Origin of the sequence: Streptomyces sp. NPDC088194 (genome assembly GCF_040702025.1) — a bacterium.
Classification (GTDB): Bacteria; Actinomycetota; Actinomycetes; order Streptomycetales; family Streptomycetaceae; genus Actinacidiphila.
Window position 1 is genome coordinate 17,639 of sequence record NZ_JBFBIV010000022.1, and the last position, 18,489, is coordinate 36,127.

An 18,489-nucleotide genomic window follows, 5' to 3' on the forward strand; every position below is an offset into this window, starting at 1 on the left:
AGGCAGTGGGCACCCTGGGACAGGGCCGGTGGGCGTGTCGCGGGTGGTCGGTCGGGGGCTCGCGGCTATTCGTACAGCGTGCAGACTTTCCTTCCCTACGAGGACTTCGAGGCCGTGGCGCGCGTGCTCGACCAGCGCCGCCTCGGCAAGCAGCGGGTCGAGGCCATCCAGGTGCTGCGGGGGCTGACCGTGGCCGGGTACGGCTGGCGCCATCACCCGGCGGTGCGCATGTGGGCCGGGTACGAGGAGGCGCTGGTGCGCTACGGCCTGGAGATCTGCCGGGTGTGGTCCGCGGCCGGCCGTGCCGACACGTGCGCGGAGACGTTGCTGCACGATCTGCCCGCCCGGGCGCGTGCGGCGCGGGACCGGTACGTGCGCTCGTCGGTCGAACTCGCGCGGGACGGTGATCTGCCGCCCTGGCTCGGTGATTCGGCCTTCCACCTTAGCCACCGTTCGGCCCTCGTCACCCGGGCCCCGGAGCACTACCGGCGCTTCTTCCCCGACGTTCCCGTCGGGCTGCCGTACGTCTGGCCGTCCTCGGACCGGGAACCGTTCGTCTGAGCGCGGCGGTGCGGTGGCGGGCGCCGAACGCACCCCGCCTTGTCGTCCTCGTCCGTGCGGAACTCGTTTCGCACGGACGAGTTGGTCGAATGCCCCGGCGACCGGTCAGGAGGTGCCGGTCACATCGCGCAGTCTGCTGCCGTCATCCGATCCAGCGGGCCGCGGCCTCGTGGGTCGTGTCCGGGGTGCTGTTGAACGCGATGGCCGCGTCGGGTGCGTGCCGCCGGATCAGGTTGACGATTCGCTCGAGGAGTTCGACTTGGTCGTCCGAGTGCCGCAGGCCGCCGCCGACGGTGACGCACTCCCACGGATGGGCCCGCAACGCATTCCCGACAACCGCCTCGACGTCGTCACTTCCGTCGGGGCCGATGAGGCAGCTCTCCACGCTCATGCCGTGGTCGGCGAACTTGGCCAGCCCCGCGTTGATCGCCCTGGCCGCCGGCTCGGGATCCCACGGCCCGGGCACCCGGTACGGATCAAGCCCGATCACGAGGACGCGGGCTGCATCAGTGCTGTCCACGTCTGGACGATGCGCGCCGAACGTCCCGCGAAATGGCTGCGTTCACCGGATCGGACCGCCGAAATTTCGCCTCTCTTGCACGTCGGTGGAGTGCTCCAGCCGTCCGAGATCCCGGCTGAGGCCTTCATCCGGCCACGAGAACCTCCACGCCGAGGGCCCTGATTTGCTCGATGGCGGTGTCGTGGGGGCCGGCGTCGGTGATGAGCCCGGTGATCTTCTCCCACGGCAGGACGCGGTACGGCGAGGCCGTGCCGATCTTCTCGGAGGAGGCGAGGATGTAAGTGTCCGCGGCCCGCGCCGACAGGGCGCGTTTCATGGCCGCCTCATCGGCGTCCGCGGTGGTCAGTCCGGCCTCGGGGTGGGCGCCGGTGACGCCGAGCAGGCAGAGTTCGGCGGAGACGTTCTGCGCGGCCTCGACCGCGGCGGCGCCGCAGGTGACCGCCGAGTGCTTGAAGACGCGCCCTCCGAGCAGGAAGATCTCCACCCGCGGGTGCTCGATCAGAGCCGTGGCGATCGTCGGGCTGTGGGTGATCACCGTGCAGGTGAGCGCCTTCGGGAGGGCGCGCGCCACAGCGAGGGCGGTGGTGCCGCCGTCGAGGATCACCGAGCTGCCCGGCCGCACCAGTGCGGCGGCCACCGAGGCGACCTTCCGCTTACCGTCCGGGGCCACCGCCTGGCGGGCGTCGTAGTCCACCACTGCGGGGGACGCGGGCAGCGCGCCGCCGTACACCCGCTGGCACAGCCCCTCTCCGGCCAGGTCCCGCAGGTCGCGGCGCACGCTGTCCTCGGAGATGCCCAGGTCGGCGGCGACATCCTTGGCCACGATCTTTCCGGTGCGGGCGAGCAGATCGAGCAGGTGCTCGCGCCGTTCAGCAGCCAGCATGGCGTTCACGTTCCTTCCTGTTCTTGCATGATTCTGCATGTATCTTAGCCGCCATGAACGACGAACCCCCGCTCAGCCCGGTAACCGGCCCGTGCCGTTCCGGCACCGTGGACGACCCCCAGCCTGTGGCCGGTGTCGACGCTCCCGACCACCGCGGGCGCACCGGCCTCCACCTCGCCGGACGCGACCTCGACCGCAACCCCGACGTCCGGATCCGCGACGTGGAACTCACCTCCCAGGGCTGGCACGTCCTGCGCCGCACCACCTTCGACTACCGGCGCCGCGACGGACGGTGGGAGACCCAGCAGCGTGAGACCTACGACCGGGGCAATGGCGCCGTCGTCCTGCCGTACGACACCGAACGCGGCTGCGTCCTGCTCACCCGTCAGTTCCGCTACCCGGCCTATGTGAACGGCCACCCCGACGGCATGATCGTCGAGGCCGCGGCCGGGCTGCTCGACGCGGAGGACCCGGAGACCGCGATCCGCCGTGAGAGCGCCGAGGAACTCGGCGTCCGGCTCGGCCCGCTCACCCACGTGACCGACGCCTACATGAGCCCGGGCTCCGTCACCGAACGGCTCCACTTCTTCGCCGCCACCTACACCCCGGCCGACCGGGTCGGCACCGGCGGAGGGATCGAGGAAGAGGGCGAGGACATCGAGGTCCTCGAACTCCCCTTCGCCGAGGCCCTCGCCATGACCCGCGACGGGCGCATCTGCGACGGCAAGACCGTCCTGCTCCTGCAATGGGCCGCCCTGTACGGGCCCTTCGCCAAGAGGGGAACTCTCCCCCGGAGCCGTCTCGCAGTGAGTACGGCTGCCAGGTGAGGGGGTCGGGTGTTCCGTCGTGGGGCACAGGCGCTCCGGCTTACGGTGTGCCGCTGCGCTGGTAGTGGGCCCGCAGCCGGCTTCGGGTCTGGTCCGGCACCTTGTCGCCGGCGCCGGATGCGACGGTAGTAAGGCCACAGGCCCTGGGCCGTTTCGTCCAGAGTTCCGGCGGTGGTTGGGCTGGTCCTAGTGGTTCAGGCGGCCGGCAATTGCCTTCTACCAGAGCCAACGATCGAGGTGAACGGCCCAGAGTTGGTCGTTCGAGTCACCGACCGCGGCCGGGTCGAATTCGCCCAGTTCACCCTTGAGGCGATCCAGTTCGGCCAGTACGTCGTCCTCCTCGTGCGAGTCAGGGTTGAGCAGGAGGTCGCTGGTGTCCGTTCGAAGTCCGTAGTGGTGCAGGCACTGCACCCACAGGACGACGGAGGAGTTCGCGTGACGGGACACCCCGTCCGCTCCGACATAGTGGACGAACCCTGTCCCAGGCTCCGCTCCGAACAACCCCCAGACTTTGCCGGGGAAGTGGGGGTCCCAGAACTCGCTCAGGGGATAAAGCAGGTCGCCTCTGTCCGTCTGGATCATGGGATGGTTGGTGTCTCGCAGACACGTACGTGAGACGAGATAGGGGAGGTGCGGCACGCCGACCGTCGTCAGGATGCCTTGTCCGCGTCCGGGAGATCCCAGTCACGGATGACGTCTGGGTCGGCGCGTTCCACGTGCTCCGCCCCCGCCCAGCCGCACAGATCCCCGTATGCCAGGTCCTCGTAGAAGAGGGTCACTGAACTCCCTTGATCGACGCTGATGTTGGTGTGAGCCCGCATCCTGTTGCGTGTGGCCCCCATCGTGAGTTGGCCACGACGTTCGTCGCACCGCAGGACTGCGGCGCAGCAGGGGCGGCATGGGATACGCGACGGCGGCCTCCAGTTCGGCTGCGGCCTTGACAGGGGCGGGTGGTGGCAGTCCGCTTTCCGCGGCGTAGTGGCGGACCTGCTCGACGATGTCGTCGTCGCCCAAAGCGGTCATGGCCAGCACCCTTTCACGGCCCACTGACACCGGTTTTCGGCCCTTCGCGGCCCTAGCACGAAGGGCAATCGCGACCACCTTCCACGCCAACAACCTTGGCGCCGTTCGTGAACTGCCCGACGGCTGGCAGGATCGTGTCCGGCGGCTGATCGACAGGGCTGGGCTCAGAAGGTCCAGCGCGTGGCGCCGCCCGGCTCGACTGTGGCGGTGGCGTACGCCGACCGGGCGGTAATGCGGTAGACGGACCACGGCGGTCTCCCGGCCGACGGCGCACTGAACGCTGCTGTGAGGGCTGTGCCGCTGTCGTCGACCTCGCAGGGCCAGCCGCCCTCGGCCCAAGTCGTGGCGAGCCGGGCGACGGTCGCGCGGTCGGTGACGATCTCGGCGATGCCCTCGACCACGAGGTCGAACTCTAGGGTGGCGATCGCGATGGTGCAGCGCGGGTCGCGGGCCAGGTTGCGGCCCTTGCGGGTAGCCGGGCCGGTCTCGAACCAGAAGCAGTCGTCGATCCAGAGCGACCCGACCGCGGTGACGTGCGGGCTGCCGTCGGGATCGATGGTCGTGAGCCACGTCGTGTGCCTGTTCGGCCCGCTGCCCGAGCCGGGCGCCTGGTCGAAGCCGGCGTCGAGCCGGTCGGTGACCGATGACCAGTCGAGGGCCGCCAGTTTGTAGAGGTTCGCGAGGTTCTTGGTGTCCATGCCGGTGTAGACGTGAGGAGCATTCCGAACTCATCGGTGGCCCCGGTGACGGGGTGGGAGTCCGACGCTGAGGGGGTGATCGATGCCCCGCCCGGTCAGCCACTACCGCCGCCAACGCGGCGACGTGAGGATCAGCCCGCCGTACCAGGCAACGCGTAGCCACTTCCGCCGGAGGGTTGGGTGCTGGACCGGGCCGGCGCTCCCTCGGTCAGACCGCCTTGGTGACGGGATTGCCCTGCAGGTTGTGATCGGCGCAGGGCCACGGGCCCGCGGCGAGCGGGGCGAGTGGCGTCCGTATGAGGTGCAGGTCTTTGTCGAGGGTGAGGGCGACCATGCCGTTGTCGAGGATGAGGACGCGGCTGGTGATGCCGGTGCCGGGGAGTTCGGCAAGCCGGTGGGCGTTCAGTCCGGCATCGACGGCGGTCAGCTCGCCGTTGCGCCAGTAGACGGTGGTGCCTGTCTGATCCACCGCGGCGGGCGCCGTGTAGTAGCTGGGAAGGTCCGGGCCGCTGGTCAACGCGCCCTCTGGCTACAGGCGCTGGAATTTCGAGCGGGAGGGCAGCCGGTTCTCCATCTCGACGACGGATGTCACGCCGTCGGCGCCCACAGTCAGTGTTCCGTGGCTCGGCCAGGCCGTGACGCGGCTACCTTCGGGGGTTATCCGGGCCGTCTCTAAAACTCCGTAGCCCTGGGCGCCGATGAGAAACCCCCTGTCGCCGTGGATCGCCTTGTGTCCGCCGGGTGCCGCTGCGGTCGAGGCCGACATCTTTCCCGTACGTAGATCGAGAAGGAACGTGCGGGCGAGCCCACTGCTGCGGTCCTCGAATGAGGCGGCTACACAGTCACCGCTGATTATCAGCGGTTCGTGGTGGGCGACCGCGACCTCGCGCGGCGCCCACGCCGCCTTCTGCCGTATCTGTCGGCCGGAGCCCTCGCTGATCTCGACTATCCCTGGATAGGAGAGGCCACCGAGGTGGATCGATGTGGACCATACGCGGGTGCCGTCGCTGCGGTGGCGGGAGACCCGCCGTTCACACCTCGCCCCGCGCCCGCGCAGGGGTCCGCGTGCCGGGGTCCACAGGACGCAGAAGCCGTCCGGCAGAAGGGCGAAGGTGCCGATGCCCTCGCCGGGCCGGCTGGGCGGGTCAAGGGAGCAGACGGCGTGAACGCTGACGAGTGGACGCCTCAGGAGCTCCGGCACAGCTTCGTCTCGCTGCTGTCAGACAGGGGCGTGCCACTGGAAGAGATCTCCCGGTTGGTCGGGCACTCCAGCACGGCCGTGACGGAAGACGTCTACCGGAAGCAGATCCGGCCCGTCGTCCAGACTGGGGCCGTCGTGATGGACGGCATCTTCAAGCAAGATCCGAAGCCGTAGTCACTCAGTTAGTCACGCAGAACGAATCAGGGGCTTGTGCCTAATTAGGCACAAGCCCCTGACCTGCTGCTTTGGAGTCGGGGTGGCGGGATTTGAACCCACGGCCTCTTCGTCCCGAACGAAGCGCGCTACCAAGCTGCGCCACACCCCGGTGCAACGAGGATTACTTTAGCGGACCCGGAGCCGGAGGCGAAATCCGGTTTCGGGGGGAGCCGGGGGAGGGGCCAGGGAGGGGGCCCGGGGGAAGGTCAGGTGAGGGTGAGGAGGGTGGCCTCGGGGGGGCAGGCGAAGCGGACCGGGGTGAAGCGGTTGGCGCCGCAGCCCGCGGAGACGTGGAGGTAGGAGGTGGAACCGGTGGCGGTGTGGGTGGAGAGGCCCTTCACGCGGTCGGTGTCGAGGTCGCAGTTGGTGACCAGGGCGCCGTAGAAGGGGATGCAGATCTGGCCGCCGTGGGTGTGGCCGGCCAGGATCAGGGGGTAGCGGTCGGCCGTGAAGGCGTCCAGGACCCGGAGGTAGGGGGCGTGGACGAGCGCGAGGTTGAAGTCGACGTCGGGGTCGGGGCCGCCGGCCACGGCCGCGTAGCGGTCCCGCTTGATGTGCGGGTCGTCCAGGCCGGTGAGGCCGAGCACGGGGCCGTGGTCGAGCTTGAGCCGGCCGCGGGTGTTGCTCAGACCGACCCAGCCGGCCTCGTCGAAGGCGTCGCGCAGGTCGCCCCACGGGTTGCGGATCGCGCCGTGGGCGCTGCCGCTCTTGCCGTTCAGCCCGTGCTGGCCGCGGGCCTTCTCGACCAGATAGCGGCCGGGGTTGCGGAACTTGGGGCCGTAGTAGTCGTTCGAGCCGAAGACGTACGCGCCGGGGAACCGGAGCAGCGGGCCGAGGGCGTCGAGCACTTCGGGGACGGCGGTGGGGTCGGAGAGGTTGTCGCCGGTGTTCACCACGAGGTCGGGGCGCAGCCCGGCCAGGGACTGCAGCCAGCGGCGCTTCTTGGTCTGGCCGGAGACCATGTGGATGTCGGACAGCTGGAGGATGCGGATCGGCCGCATGCCCTCGGGCAGCACCGGCACCTCCACCCGGCGCAGGCGGAAGGACCGCGCCTCGAAACCTGCCGCGTAGGCCACGCAGGCCGCGCCTGCCGCCGTCACACCGAGGGGGATTCCGTATCGCGCGCGCATGCGTCCATCGTGTCAGAGTCGGCACCTCAGGTGTGCGCTGGTACGGCTGCGGTACGACGGTACGACGACTAAGGGATGGCCTTACGCCGATCGCGGTACGGCCGCGCGCCGACCGCGGCGAGCCTTACCCCGCCTACGGGAACTTCCCCGGGAGCGGCCACCGCGCGGTTAATACGGCGCACCCGCCGCGCCGTGATGCGAAAATCGCCCTATGACCACGACCCTCAAGCAGCGACTGCACGACGACCTGACCGCCGCGATGAAGAGCCGCGACGAACTGCGCTCTGCCACGATCCGGCTGACCCTCAGCGCCATCACCAAGGAGGAGGTGGCGGGCGACACGGCCCGGCAGCTCTCCGACGACGAGGTGCTGAAGGTGATCGCCCGGGAGGCGAAGAAGCGCCGGGAGGCCGCGGAGGCGTTCGCTCAGGGCGGCCGGGAGCAGTCCGCGCAGCGGGAGCGGGAGGAGGGCGAGGTGCTGGCCGAGTACCTGCCCAAGCAGCTGGGCGACGAGGAGCTGGCGGGGATCGTACGGTCGGCGATCGAGGAGTCCGGCGCGTCCGGGCCCAAGGCGATGGGCGCCGTGATGAAGGTCGTGAGCCCCAAGGTGGCCGGGCTCGCGGAGGGCGGCCGGGTCGCCGCCGAGGTCAAGCGGCAGCTCGCGGCGGGCTGAGCCCACGGCCGGCACCTCACCGCCGGCACCCGCACTACCGCGGCCGCACCCACCGCCGGCACCGCACCCGCACCCGCCGCTCGCACCCGCCGCCCGCGCCACCGTAAAGCAGTGGCACCGCGGAACCGCGGAGCGGATGACGTAGGAGGCATGACGTAAGGGGCACCCACCAGAGTGGGTGCCCCTTACGTCATGCCTCTTACGTCCTGCCCGTTCACCGGGTGCGGCGCTCGACCGCCGCTATGGTGTCCCGCCCAGTTGCCCGCCGGTCTGCCCTCCCGAGGGGAACAGCCCCCCTGCCCCGCCGCCGGTCGTCCCGTCCGTGGTGCCCTGATCCGCTCCCCCGGTGGTCGTGCCTCCGGTCGTCACCCCGCCGGTGGTGGCCCCGTCGACCCCGCCCGTCGTCCCGCCGACCGTGCTCGTACCGGTGCCGCCGCTGGTGATCGCGCCGGTGGTCGCGCCCATCACCGTGAAGCCGCCATGGCCGCCGTGCCCGCCGTGGCTCTTGCCGTTGTCGCCGCCGTTGTCCCCGGTGTTGTCGCCGTTGGGCGGCTGCTGGGAGTCGCCCGGGCTCGGCACGTTGAGCGGGACCGTGGTGAAGTTCTCCGCGGGGGAGCCCTCCAGGGCGCCGTTCATCGCGTCCTTCCAGATCGGCGCGGGTCCGTCGGCGCCCTGCACCTTGTCGTAGCTGCGCGGGCCGATGGTGATGTCGATCATCTGCCGCTTGTGCGCCGGGTCGCCCATCCACACGGCGGACGCGAGGTTCGGCGTGTAACCGGCGAACCAGGCGGCGTAGCGGTTGTCGGTGGTACCGGTCTTACCGGCCGTCTCCCGGCCGGGGAGGTTGGCCGCGGTACCCGTACCGTCGTCGACGACGCCCTTGAGCATGGTGTTCAGGGTGTCCGCGGTCTGCTGCGACATCGCCTGCGAGCAGAGCGACTTGGGCACCGTCAGGTGCTTGCCCTGCGCGTTGGTCACCGAGTTGATCACGATCGGCGTGCAGTAGACGCCTCGGTTGGCGAACGCGGCGTACGCGGCGGCCACGGTCAGCGGCGACACCTCGTTGGTGCCCAGGGTGAGCGAGGCGCCCTGCACCAGCGGCTTGCCGTCGGCCCGGCCCACGCCGAGCTTGTCGGCCATCTTCACGATCGGGCAGAGGCCGACATCGGCTTCGAGCGCCACGAAGTAGGTGTTGATGGACTGCTTCAGCGCGTCCGGCATCGCGTACGGGCCGCGTTCCGACGGCATCTCGTTCTGCGTGGTCTTGTCGCTGTGCAGGACCGCGCCGCTGCAGTTGGTCACGTCCGGGTACTGCATCTTGTTCGGCGCCGGATAGGTCTGCGAGGGCTTGTAGCCGGCCTCCAGGGCGGCCGCGGCGGTGATCGGCTTGAACGTCGAACCGTTCTGGAAGCCCAGCCCGCCGTCCATGTCCTGGTTCACCGAGTAGTTGATCTGCGTCTCGTTCTTGCCGAGGCCGTACGGCTTGCTCTGGCCCATCGCGACGACCTTGCCGGTGCCGGGCTGCACCATGGTCATCGCCGCGGCGATCGTGTCGCTCTTGTAGACGTGGTTGCTGATCCCGTCGAGCAGCGACTTCTGCGCCTTCGGGTCGAGTGTGGTGTGGATGGTCAGGCCGCCGGTGTTCCAGACCTTGGCGCGGTCCTCCTTCGTCTTGCCGAAGGCGGCGTTCTGCAGGAAGGTCTCGCGGACGTAGTCGCAGAAGAAGCCGGCGCCGTTGACGGCGGTGATACAGCCGTTCTTCGGGGTGCTGACCTTGAGGCCGAGCGGGGCCTTCTGCGCGGCGGCGGCCTGGGCCGGGGTGATGTCCTTGAGCTGGGCCATCCGCGCCAGCACGGTGTTGCGCCGCTGGGTCGCGGCGTTCGGCGCGCTGATCGGGTCGTACCCGGTCGGGGACTGGACCAGCCCGGCCAGCATCGCGGCCTGCGGGAGGGTGAGGTCCTTGGCGTGGGTGCTGAAGTACCGCTCGGAGGCGGCCTCGATGCCGTACGCCTGCTCGCCGAAGAAGGTGATGTTGAGGTAGTTCTCCAGGATCTTCTTCTTGCCGAGTTCCTTCTCGACCTGGATCGCGTACTTCATTTCCTTGATCTTGCGGCCCACGGTCTGCTGGGTGGCCTCGGCGACCTTGCTCGGGTCGTCGCCGGCCTCCTCCACGAAGACGTTCTTCACGTACTGCTGGGTGAGCGTGGAGGCGCCCTGGGTGCCGCTGTCCGAGGCGTTGTGGCTCAGGGCGCGCAGGATGCCCTTGAGGTCGATCGCGCCGTGCTCGTAGAACCGCGAGTCCTCGATGTCGACCAGCGCGTTGAGGATGTTGGGGCTCATCTGGGTGATCGGCACGACGGTGCGGTCACGCGAGTAGACGGTGGCGATGAGGCCGCCGTTGGCGTCGAGGATCTTGGACGCCTGACTCAGGGGCGGCTGCTTCAGCTCTCCTGGCAGGTCGTCGAAGCCCTTGACGGTGCCCTTCGCGGACAGCCCGAGAGCGCCGGCGGCGGGCAGCGCGATTCCCGCGAGCACCACGCCGGCCAGCACGCTGACACCGAGGAACTTGGCGACCTGCTGGGTCGTCGACAATCCCCCACCGGAACGCTTGTGAGCCATGCAGAGCAGCCTAAACCGTCATCCTGGGAGTTCCCGAGGCTTGGTGGCTTTTCTGGGCGGACGCGTACGAGACCGTGACAATACGAGGCCGTGACGTTCGTGACGGAAACGGGTCGCGGGGTGGACGGGTGGTGAGGGGCGCGACCGCCGGCGGCGGACCCGGATGCAGGGGCGTACGCCGGCGCGAGGCGACACGGACGCGACGCGGGACCTCTCACGCGGCCTACGGGGTACGGGCGTTGCGATTTCCCGGACGCGCGGTGGGGTGGTCGCCTACCCTGGAGCAGGCGGGGCGCGAAGGGATCGCGACCTCTTGCCTTCCTTTGTCACTCTTGTGAGTGATGAGAACTGCCCGAATTTCGGTATATGCCTGGGGTCTTGGCGCCTCCAGGTGGGCGGAGAGCGCAGTTTCTCCGGATATATCCGATTTCGTCGCGGCTCACTCCGTTGGGTGATCTGCCGCGCACGCATAGTCCATTCGGGCCATGCAAGATTGGGCCTGAAAGGGCTGTTGCGCCGCGCCTACCTTCCGTAACGTCCTCAACTGGCAACGGTGAATATGCCGTTTGCCGCCGTGGGGGAGCCTCGATTCGGGAGAGGACGGCGCCAGCATGAGCAGCTGGGTAACCGACTGGAGCACGCAGGCCGCGTGCAAGACGACTGATCCGGACGAGCTGTTCGTCCAGGGTGCGGCCCAGAACCGGGCGAAGGCGGTGTGCACGGGATGCCCGGTGCGCACCGAGTGCCTGGCGGACGCCCTCGACAACCGGGTCGAGTTCGGTGTGTGGGGGGGGATGACCGAGCGTGAACGCCGCGCTCTGCTGCGCCGCCGTCCGACCGTGACGTCCTGGCGCCGGCTGCTGGAGACCGCCCGTACCGAGTACGAGCGCAGCACCGGACTGCTGCCGATCGGCGACGAGGCGGACGAGGACTACGCCGCGGCGGGCTGATCGCCCCTGAGGTGCCGACGGTCCTTGCGACGGCCAACGGTCCCTGCGACACCGACCGTCCCTGAGCCGCTGATCGTCCTTGCGACGCCGACCGTCCCTGAGACGGCGGGCGAGGACGGACGAGGACGGACTACGCCGCGGCCGGCTCGTCGCCGCCGAGACGCAGGCCGATCGCCCGCAGCCCTTCCAGGTCGTGCACGTCGCCGGGCAGCGCCGTGACTTCGACCACAGGGACTTCGGGGTGCACCGACACGAAGCGGTCACGCGTGCGCCGCTCGCGGGCGACCACCTGCATCCGCTCGGCGTGCAGGCGCAGCAGCCCCGCGGCGAGGAGTTCCGTACGGTCCTGGGGGTCTGCCTCGACGCGGTCCCGGGCGCTGTCCGCGGCGCCCTTCCCGGCGCCTTCCGCGGCGCTGCCGGAACCTTCGTAGTCAGCTTTCCCGGCGGGGAGATCGACAATGCCGCCGTCGGCAAGATTTTCCGCGACCGCGTCCTCCAGCGCCTCGGCGGCGGCCAACGCCCGTTCCGCGGTGAGCTGATCGGCGCCGCTGCCGTGCACGCGGTTGAGCACCAGCCCGGCCAGCGGCATGTCCTCGGCGGCCAGCCGCTCCACGAAGTAGGCCGCCTCGCGCAGCGCGTCCCGCTCGGGGGCGGCGACCACCAGGAACGCGGTGCCGGGCGCCTGGAGCAGCCGGTAGGTGGCGTCGGCGCGGGTGCGGAACCCGCCGAACATGGTGTCCATGGCGGCGACGAACGTCTGCACGTCGCGCAGCAGCCCGGCGCCCATCACCTTGCTCAGGGTGCCGGTCATCATCGACATGCCCATGTTGAGGAACTTCACCCCGGCCCGGCCGCCGACCTTCGCCGGCGCCATCAGCAGCTTGATGAAGCGGCCGTCGAGGAACGAGCCGAGCCGCTTGGGGGCGTCGAGGAAGTCCAGCGCGCTGCGGCTCGGCGGGGTGTCGACGATGATCAGGTCCCAGGCGTCCTGGGCCCGTAGCTGGCCCAGCTTCTCCATCGCCATGTACTCCTGGGTGCCGGCGAATCCGGCCGACAGCGACTGGTAGAAGGGGTTCTCCAGGATCGCCCGGGCCCGCTCGGGGTCGGAGTGCTGCACCACGACCTCGTCGAACGTCCGTTTCATGTCCAGCATCATCGCGTGCAGCGAGCCGCCGGCCGACCGATCGATTCCAGCCACCTCGCGCGGGGTGTTGTCGAGTTCGGTCAGGCCCATCGACTGCGCCAGACGGCGCGCGGGGTCGATGGTGAGCACCACCGCAGTGCGCCCGCGCTCGGCGGCGCGCACGCCCAGTGCGGCGGCGGTGGTGGTCTTGCCGACACCGCCGGAGCCGCAGCAGACGATGATGCGGGCCTTGGGGTCGTCGAGCAGCGGATCGATCTCCAGCGGGGGGCTTTCCAGGCTCATCCGTGCGACCTCAGAACTCGGGCTCGTTGTACGCGGGGCCGGCGTCGGCTGTTCAGGCGGGCGTCGTCAGTCATCGTCCACGTCCACATCCACGTTCGCGGCGCGGGCGTCTTCGGCATCCTCGGAGTCGTCGGCGTCGTCCGGGGCTTCGTCGTCGTCCGGCGCGACGGGTGCGTGGGCGTCCTCGCGGGCGGGCGCCACCGCCTGGTGGCGCAGGCTCTCGGCGAGCCGGTAGAGCCCGCCGAGGTCCACTCCGTCGCCGAGCAGCTCCAACTCCCTTACCGGCAGGCCGAGTCCGGCGATCTCCGCGCGCTGCTCCCGCTCCAGCACCACGCGCTGGGCGTGCTCGTGGGCCTGGGCCAGGAGCGGCTCGACGAGGCGTTCCGCGACGCCGCCGCGGCGCGCGCCGCCGAGCCCGGCCTGGGACAGCGCCTTGGCGACGGCGGTCCTGCGCTTGCCGTTGCCGGCCGCACCGCCGCCGTTGCCGCTCGCCCCGCCCGTGCCGTTCGCGCCGCTCTCGGTGCCGGACACCTCGGCCAGTTCGGCGTCCGCCAGCATCACCGGCCGCACCATGTTGACGATCACCGCGCCCACCGGCAGCCCGGCCGAGCGCAGTTCCGCCACGCCGTCCATCGTCTCCTGGACCGGCATCTCCTCCAGGAGCGTCACCAGGTGGATCGCGGTCTGCGGGGACTTCAGCACCCTCATCACGGCCTGCGCCTGGTTGTGTATCGGGCCGACCCTGGCCAGGCCCGCGACCTCGTCGTTGACGTTGAGGAAGCGGGTGATGCGGCCGGTCGGCGGGGCGTCGAGCACCACCGAGTCGTACACCGGCCAGCCCGCCTTGTCCTTGCGGCGTACCGCCTCGCACACCTTCCCGGTGAGCAGGACGTCGCGCAGGCCGGGGGCGACGGTGGTGGCGAAGTCGATCGCGCCGAGCTTCCTCAGCGCCCGGCCGGCCCGGCCGAGCTTGTAGAACATGTCGAGGTAGTCGAGCATCGCCAGCTCGGCGTCGATGGCCAGGGCGTGCACCTCGCCGCCGCCCGACGCGGAAGCGATCCTGCGCTCCTCGTACGGCAGTGCCTCGGTCTCGAAGAGCTGGGCGACGCCCTGCCGCTCCTCGACCTCGCACAGCAGCACCCGGCGGCCCTCGGCCGCGAGGGCGAGCGCCAGTGCGGCGGCGACCGTGGTCTTGCCCGTGCCGCCCTTGCCCGTCACGACGTGGAGCCTGACGGCTGATGACTGTTGAGGGCTCACCCTTGCGAGCCTAACCATTCGGCGGCCCTGTCACCCCTCCGGCCGCCGGTTCGCCCTCCGGAGCCGCCGCACGTAGCGGGCCGCCCCAGGCACTAAAGTCGCGGTATGGCGAAGAAGTGGGAGTACGCGACCGTACCGCTGCTGGTGCACGCGACGAAGCAGATCCTGGACAACTGGGGCGAGGACGGCTGGGAGCTGGTCCAGGTCGTCCCGGGCCCGAACACCGAGCAGCTGGTCGCTTACATGAAGCGGGAGAAGGAGTGAGCGGGGCCGTCGCGTCGCGGCTCGCCGAACTGGGGCTGACCCTGCCGGACGTGGTGCCGCCGCTGGCCGCGTACCAGCCCGCGGTCCGCTCGGGCGCGTACGTGTTCACCTCGGGGCAGCTGCCGATGATCGAGGGGAAGCTGCCGGCGACCGGCAAGGTCGGCGCCGAGGTGTCCCCGGAGCGCGCCAAGGAACTCGCCGCGACCTGCGCGCTGAACGCCCTCGCGGCGGTCCGCTCGGTCGCGGGCGACCTGGACCGGATCGCCCGCGTGGTCAAGGTGGTCGGCTTCGTCGCCTCCGCGCCGGACTTCACCGGCCAGCCCGCGGTGGTCAACGGCGCCAGCGAACTGCTCGGCGCGGTGCTGGGCGACAAGGGCGTGCACGCGCGCAGCGCGGTCGGCGTCGCGGTGCTGCCGCTGGACGCGCCGGTCGAGATCGAGATCCAGGTCGAACTGGCCGACTGAGCCCGGACCGGCCGCCGCGGTGTGCGGTGGCCGGACGGGTGGCCGGGCGGCGCCGGTACGGCGATGCTGGTACGGCGACGGTTGAGGACGCGACGGGAGGGCGGCGCGGTGGGCGAGGGCACGCACGAAGGTGCCGGCGCTGCGGAGGACAGCGCGGACTCGGGCACGGGCAGGGGTGACGGCGCCGCACCGGCGCGGTCGGACCTGATCCTGCACCTCACCGAGCGCGCGCTGTGGGACGAGGCTCGCGCGATGGGCAGCTACGAACTGTCCACCCGCGACCGCACCCTCGGCGACGTCGGCTTCATCCACTGCTCGCTGCGCCACCAGCTCCCGGCGGTCGCCGCGCTGCTCTACGGCGCCGAGCCGGCCCGTACCGACCTGGTCGTCCTGGTGATCGCGGTGGACCGGCTCGACGTGCCGGTCCGCTACGAACCACCGGTCCCGGGCGGCGAGGAGTTCCCGCACATCTACGGCCCGCTGCCGGTCACCGCGGTGGTCGCGGTGGAGCCGTGGCCAGGGCCGTAACCGGGGCTGTCGCCGGGGCCGTAACCGAGGCCGTGGCGCGGGGTTGTCCACAGCCGTTCGGGTGACCCTCGAACAAATCGCCGCGGGCACGTAGGCTCCGGCCATGAGCAGCATGAACGGTGCCTCCTCCACCGCCGACTGGGCCGAGCGCGTCCGCGCCCTGGCCCGCGGCGAACTGGTCCCGGTCGACGCGCGACCCGCCGCGACCGTGCTGCTGCTGCGCGACCCCGAGGCGGGCGGCACCCGTGCCGGCGAGGCGGGCGGCGCGTCCGCGGGGGAGAGCGGCGGCCCCGCCGTCCACATGCTGCGCCGCCGCGCGTCCATGGCCTTCGCCGCGGGTGCGTACGCGTACCCCGGCGGCGGGGTCGACCCGCGGGACGAGCGGCCGGTGCGGTGGGCCGGACCGCCGCTGGAGTGGTGGGCGCGCACGCTCGGCGTGCCCGCGGGCCAGGCGCAGGCGGTGGTCTGCGCGGCGGTCCGCGAGACCTTCGAGGAAGCCGGGGTGCTGCTGGCCGGGCCCGACGGCGAGAGCGTGGTCGCCGACACCACCGGGCCGCGGTGGGAGGCCGACCGCGCCGCCCTGGTCGCCCACGACCTCGCCTTCGCCGACTTCCTGGCCGCCCGGGACCTGGTGCTGCGCTCGGACCTGCTCGCCCCGTGGGCGCGCTGGATCACCCCGGAGTTCGAGCGGCGGCGCTACGACACCTGGTTCTTCCTGGCCCTCCTGCCATCAGGCCAGCGCACCCGCGACGTCTCCGGCGAGGCCGACCACACCGTCTGGCTGCGCCCGGCCGAGGCGGTCGAGGGCCACGCCCGCGGCGAGATGGCGATGCTCCCGCCCACCCTCGCCACCCTCCGCTCGCTGCTGCCGTACGGACGCGCGGCCGACGCGCTGGCCGCGGCGGCCGACCGGGACCTGACCCCGGTGATCGCGCGGGCGTCCCTGGACGACGACGGCCGGGTCGTGCTGACCTGGCCCGGCCACGACGAGTTCAGCCGGGAGCAGCCGTGACCGCCACCCAGCCGCCGGGCCGCCCGCAGCCCACCGTCGGCGGCTCCGCCACCGCCCGCGCGCTGTGCGTCCTGGCGCCCAACCCGTCGCCGATGACGCTCGACGGCACCAACACCTGGATCGTCGCCGAGCCCGACTCCCCGCTGGCGGTCGTCATCGACCCCGGTCCGCTGGACGAGGAGCACCTGGCCCGGGTGATCGCCACCGCCGAGCAGCACGGCCGGCGGATCGCGCTGACCCTGCTCACCCACGGCCACCCGGACCACGCGGAAGGCGCCGCCCGCTTCGCGGAGCTGACCCGCACCCCGGTCCGCGCCCTCGACCCGGCGCTGCGGCTGGGCGACGAGGGACTGGCCGCGGGCGACACCGTGACCACCGGCGGCCTGGAACTGCGGGTGATCGCCACCCCCGGCCACACCGCCGACTCGCTCTCCTTCCACCTGCCGGCCGACCGGGCGGTGCTCACCGGCGACACCGTGCTGGGGCGCGGCACCACCGTGGTCGCCCACCCCGACGGCCGCCTCGGCGACTACCTGGACTCCCTGCGCCGGCTCCAGTCCCTCACCGTGGACGCCGAGGTGTCCACGGTGCTGCCCGGCCACGGCCCGGTGCTCGACGACGCGCGCGGCGCCGTCGAGTTCTACCTCGCCCACCGCGCGCACCGCCTGGCCCAGGTCGAGACCGCCGTCGAGTCCGGCCTGCGCACCCCTGCCGACGTGGTCGCCCACGTCTACGCCGACGTCGACCGCGCGCTCTGGCCCGCCGCCGAGCTGTCGGTCCGTGCCCAACTCGACTACCTGCGCGAACACGGACTCATCGAACTGCCATGACACTTCAGCCCTCGCCCTCGCCCTCGCCGTCCTCTCCCGCGTCCCCGGCCGGGTCCCCGGCCGACGAGGCCACCGCCCCCGCCACCGCCCTGTTCGCGCCCTGGTCACCCTCCTTCGTCCAGGACCCCTACCCCGCCTACGCGGCCCTGCGGGCGGCCGGCCGCGCGCACCGCTTCGACCCCACCGACCAGTGGCTCGTCCCGCACTACGACGACGTCAGCGCCCTGCTGCGGGACCGCCGGCTCGGCCGCACCTACCTGCACCGCTTCAGCCACGAGGAGTTCGGCCGCCAGGCGCCGCCGCCCGCGCACGAACCGTTCACCACCCTCAACGGCAACGGGATGCTGGACCTCGAAGCGCCCGTGCACACCCGTATCCGCCGCCTCGTCGCCAAGGCGTTCACCCCGCGGATGGTGGACGACCTCGCGCCGACCGTGCACCGGCTCGCCGCCGAGCTGATCGCCGCCCTGCGCGCGGACGGCGGCGGCGACCTGCTGGCCCGCGTCGCCGAGCCGCTGCCGGTCGCGGTCATCGCCGAGATGCTGGGGGTGCCGCCCGCCGACCGCGCCCTGCTGCGCCCGTGGTCGGCGGCCATCACCGGCATGTTCGAGCTGAACCCGTCCGAGGAGACCGCCCGGCTCGCGGTGCGGGCCAGCGAGGAGTTCTCCGACTACCTGCGCGGCCTGATCGCCACCCGCCGCCGCGCCCCCGGCGAGGACCTGATCAGCGCCCTGATCGCCGCACACGACGACGGAGACGTGCTCAGCGAGCAGGAGATGATCTCCACCTGCGTGCTGCTCCTCAACGCAGGCCACGAGGCCACCGTCAACACCACCACGCTCGGCTGGCTCCAGCTCTTCCGGCACCCCGACCAGCTGCGCCTGCTGAGCGACGCCACCGCCGGAGCCGTCACCACGGCCGCCGCCGGCACTTCCGCCGGCGCCTCGGCCGGCGACGAACTGCTGCGCGGCGCCGTCGAGGAGATGCTGCGCTACGACACCCCGCTCCAGCTCTTCGAGCGCTGGGTGCTGGACGACATCGAGATCGGCGGCACCACCATCCCGCGCGGCTCCGAGGTGGCCCTGCTGTTCGGCTCCGCCAACCGCGACCCGGCCCGCTTCCCCGACCCCGACCGCTTCGACATCACCCGGCCCGCGGCCGGCAACAAGCACGTCACCTTCGGCGCCGGCATCCACTTCTGCCTGGGCGCGCCGCTGGCCCGGCTCGAACTCACCGCGTCCTTCGGCACCTTCCTGCGCGAAGCCCCCGGCATGCGGCTGGTCGAGGAGCCCGCCTGGCGCCCCGGCTACGTGATCCGCGGCCCGGAACAGCTGCTCGTCACCTGGTGACGGCGGTCTCCCACCCGGGCGGGGGCCGGCCTTCAGCCCCCGCCCAGGTCCCGGCGCC

General features: G+C 71.4%; 20 protein-coding genes, 1 tRNA gene and 1 pseudogene. 11 read left to right on the forward strand and 11 right to left on the reverse strand.

Annotated elements, in window-relative coordinates:
- Positions 1-78 precede the first annotated feature (78 nt).
- On the forward strand, positions 79-561 hold the full coding sequence (locus AB0399_RS14490) for an MSMEG_6728 family protein (protein WP_366411485.1): 483 nt from the start codon (positions 79-81) through the stop codon (positions 559-561).
- A gap of 142 nt (positions 562-703) precedes the next feature.
- Here the strand turns inward: AB0399_RS14490 and AB0399_RS14495 are convergent, their stop codons facing one another.
- Positions 704-1,081, reverse strand: coding sequence for a hypothetical protein (locus AB0399_RS14495; protein WP_366411486.1), 378 nt, complete (start codon positions 1,079-1,081; stop codon positions 704-706).
- 124 nt (positions 1,082-1,205) lie between these two features.
- Positions 1,206-1,964 carry a DeoR/GlpR family DNA-binding transcription regulator gene (locus tag AB0399_RS14500; protein WP_366411487.1) on the reverse strand — a complete coding sequence of 253 codons (759 nt, stop codon included), beginning with the start codon at positions 1,962-1,964 and terminating at the stop codon, positions 1,206-1,208.
- A 53-nt stretch (positions 1,965-2,017) separates the two neighbouring features.
- On the opposite strand from AB0399_RS14500, the gene AB0399_RS14505 reads away from it, so the two are divergent.
- The gene (locus AB0399_RS14505) at positions 2,018-2,791 is read left to right on the forward strand and encodes an NUDIX domain-containing protein (protein ID WP_366411488.1); all 774 of its coding nucleotides are present in this window, start codon (positions 2,018-2,020) and stop codon (positions 2,789-2,791) included.
- Positions 2,792-3,007: 216 nt separating this feature from the next.
- Here the strand turns inward: AB0399_RS14505 and AB0399_RS14510 are convergent, their stop codons facing one another.
- The 4 genes from AB0399_RS14510 to AB0399_RS14525 all read right to left on the reverse strand — a co-directional run bounded on the left by AB0399_RS14510 (position 3,008) and on the right by AB0399_RS14525 (position 5,029).
- On the reverse strand, positions 3,008-3,373 hold the full coding sequence (locus tag AB0399_RS14510) for an SUKH-4 family immunity protein (RefSeq protein WP_366411489.1): 366 nt from the start codon (positions 3,371-3,373) through the stop codon (positions 3,008-3,010).
- 68 nt (positions 3,374-3,441) lie between these two features.
- A complete protein-coding gene (locus tag AB0399_RS14515; protein WP_366411490.1) occupies positions 3,442-3,612 on the reverse strand; it encodes a hypothetical protein in 171 nt (56 codons plus the stop codon).
- A 366-nt stretch (positions 3,613-3,978) separates the two neighbouring features.
- Positions 3,979-4,512, reverse strand: a complete 534-nt coding sequence (locus AB0399_RS14520) for a pyridoxamine 5'-phosphate oxidase family protein (protein WP_366411491.1) — start codon at positions 4,510-4,512, stop codon at positions 3,979-3,981.
- Positions 4,513-4,720: 208 nt separating this feature from the next.
- Positions 4,721-5,029 carry a hypothetical protein gene (locus tag AB0399_RS14525; RefSeq protein WP_366411492.1) on the reverse strand — a complete coding sequence of 103 codons (309 nt, stop codon included), beginning with the start codon at positions 5,027-5,029 and terminating at the stop codon, positions 4,721-4,723.
- A gap of 627 nt (positions 5,030-5,656) precedes the next feature.
- Here AB0399_RS14525 and AB0399_RS14530 point away from each other — a divergent pair.
- Positions 5,657-5,887, forward strand: a pseudogene (locus AB0399_RS14530) (tyrosine-type recombinase/integrase); the annotation flags it as partial.
- A 77-nt stretch (positions 5,888-5,964) separates the two neighbouring features.
- Here AB0399_RS14530 and AB0399_RS14535 read toward each other — a convergent pair.
- Positions 5,965-6,038 (reverse strand) — tRNA-Pro (locus AB0399_RS14535).
- Between the two features lie 97 nt (positions 6,039-6,135).
- On the reverse strand, positions 6,136-7,059 hold the full coding sequence (locus tag AB0399_RS14540) for a metallophosphoesterase (RefSeq protein ID WP_329367651.1): 924 nt from the start codon (positions 7,057-7,059) through the stop codon (positions 6,136-6,138).
- 211 nt (positions 7,060-7,270) lie between these two features.
- Between AB0399_RS14540 and AB0399_RS14545 the strand changes: the two genes are divergently transcribed.
- A complete protein-coding gene (locus AB0399_RS14545) occupies positions 7,271-7,732 on the forward strand; it encodes a GatB/YqeY domain-containing protein (RefSeq protein ID WP_328465811.1) in 462 nt (153 codons plus the stop codon).
- Positions 7,733-7,972: 240 nt separating this feature from the next.
- Here the strand turns inward: AB0399_RS14545 and AB0399_RS14550 are convergent, their stop codons facing one another.
- Positions 7,973-10,351 (reverse strand): transglycosylase domain-containing protein, encoded by a 2,379-nt coding sequence (locus AB0399_RS14550; RefSeq protein WP_366411493.1) that lies wholly within the window; start codon positions 10,349-10,351, stop codon positions 7,973-7,975.
- 611 nt (positions 10,352-10,962) lie between these two features.
- Between AB0399_RS14550 and AB0399_RS14555 the strand changes: the two genes are divergently transcribed.
- Entirely contained in the window at positions 10,963-11,301 is a 339-nt protein-coding gene (locus AB0399_RS14555) for a WhiB family transcriptional regulator (RefSeq protein ID WP_329367654.1), read from the forward strand.
- Positions 11,302-11,431: 130 nt separating this feature from the next.
- Here the strand turns inward: AB0399_RS14555 and AB0399_RS14560 are convergent, their stop codons facing one another.
- Together AB0399_RS14560 and AB0399_RS14565 are read right to left on the reverse strand one after the other, a co-directional pair.
- Positions 11,432-12,727: an ArsA family ATPase gene (locus AB0399_RS14560; protein WP_329367656.1), complete on the reverse strand. Its 1,296-nt coding sequence runs from the start codon at positions 12,725-12,727 to the stop codon at positions 11,432-11,434.
- Positions 12,728-12,793: 66 nt separating this feature from the next.
- Positions 12,794-14,002 (reverse strand): ArsA-related P-loop ATPase, encoded by a 1,209-nt coding sequence (locus tag AB0399_RS14565; protein WP_366411494.1) that lies wholly within the window; start codon positions 14,000-14,002, stop codon positions 12,794-12,796.
- An 87-nt stretch (positions 14,003-14,089) separates the two neighbouring features.
- Here AB0399_RS14565 and AB0399_RS14570 point away from each other — a divergent pair, with 87 nt between their 5' ends.
- The 6 genes from AB0399_RS14570 to AB0399_RS14595 all read left to right on the forward strand — a co-directional run bounded on the left by AB0399_RS14570 (position 14,090) and on the right by AB0399_RS14595 (position 18,431).
- Positions 14,090-14,248 carry a DUF4177 domain-containing protein gene (locus AB0399_RS14570; protein WP_107503983.1) on the forward strand — a complete coding sequence of 53 codons (159 nt, stop codon included), beginning with the start codon at positions 14,090-14,092 and terminating at the stop codon, positions 14,246-14,248.
- On the forward strand, positions 14,245-14,712 hold the full coding sequence (locus AB0399_RS14575) for a RidA family protein (RefSeq protein WP_328465800.1): 468 nt from the start codon (positions 14,245-14,247) through the stop codon (positions 14,710-14,712). Before AB0399_RS14570 ends, AB0399_RS14575 begins: the two co-directional genes overlap by 4 nt.
- A 108-nt stretch (positions 14,713-14,820) precedes the next feature.
- Positions 14,821-15,240, forward strand: coding sequence for a DUF952 domain-containing protein (locus tag AB0399_RS14580; protein ID WP_329367662.1), 420 nt, complete (start codon positions 14,821-14,823; stop codon positions 15,238-15,240).
- A 103-nt stretch (positions 15,241-15,343) separates the two neighbouring features.
- Positions 15,344-16,252: an NUDIX hydrolase gene (locus AB0399_RS14585; protein WP_366411495.1), complete on the forward strand. Its 909-nt coding sequence runs from the start codon at positions 15,344-15,346 to the stop codon at positions 16,250-16,252.
- Positions 16,249-17,082: an MBL fold metallo-hydrolase gene (locus AB0399_RS14590; RefSeq protein WP_329367666.1), complete on the forward strand. Its 834-nt coding sequence runs from the start codon at positions 16,249-16,251 to the stop codon at positions 17,080-17,082. The genes AB0399_RS14585 and AB0399_RS14590 overlap by 4 nt, the downstream gene beginning before the upstream one ends.
- Positions 17,079-18,431 carry a cytochrome P450 gene (locus AB0399_RS14595; RefSeq protein ID WP_366411496.1) on the forward strand — a complete coding sequence of 451 codons (1,353 nt, stop codon included), beginning with the start codon at positions 17,079-17,081 and terminating at the stop codon, positions 18,429-18,431. The genes AB0399_RS14590 and AB0399_RS14595 overlap by 4 nt, the downstream gene beginning before the upstream one ends.
- Positions 18,432-18,489: the final 58 nt, after the last annotated feature.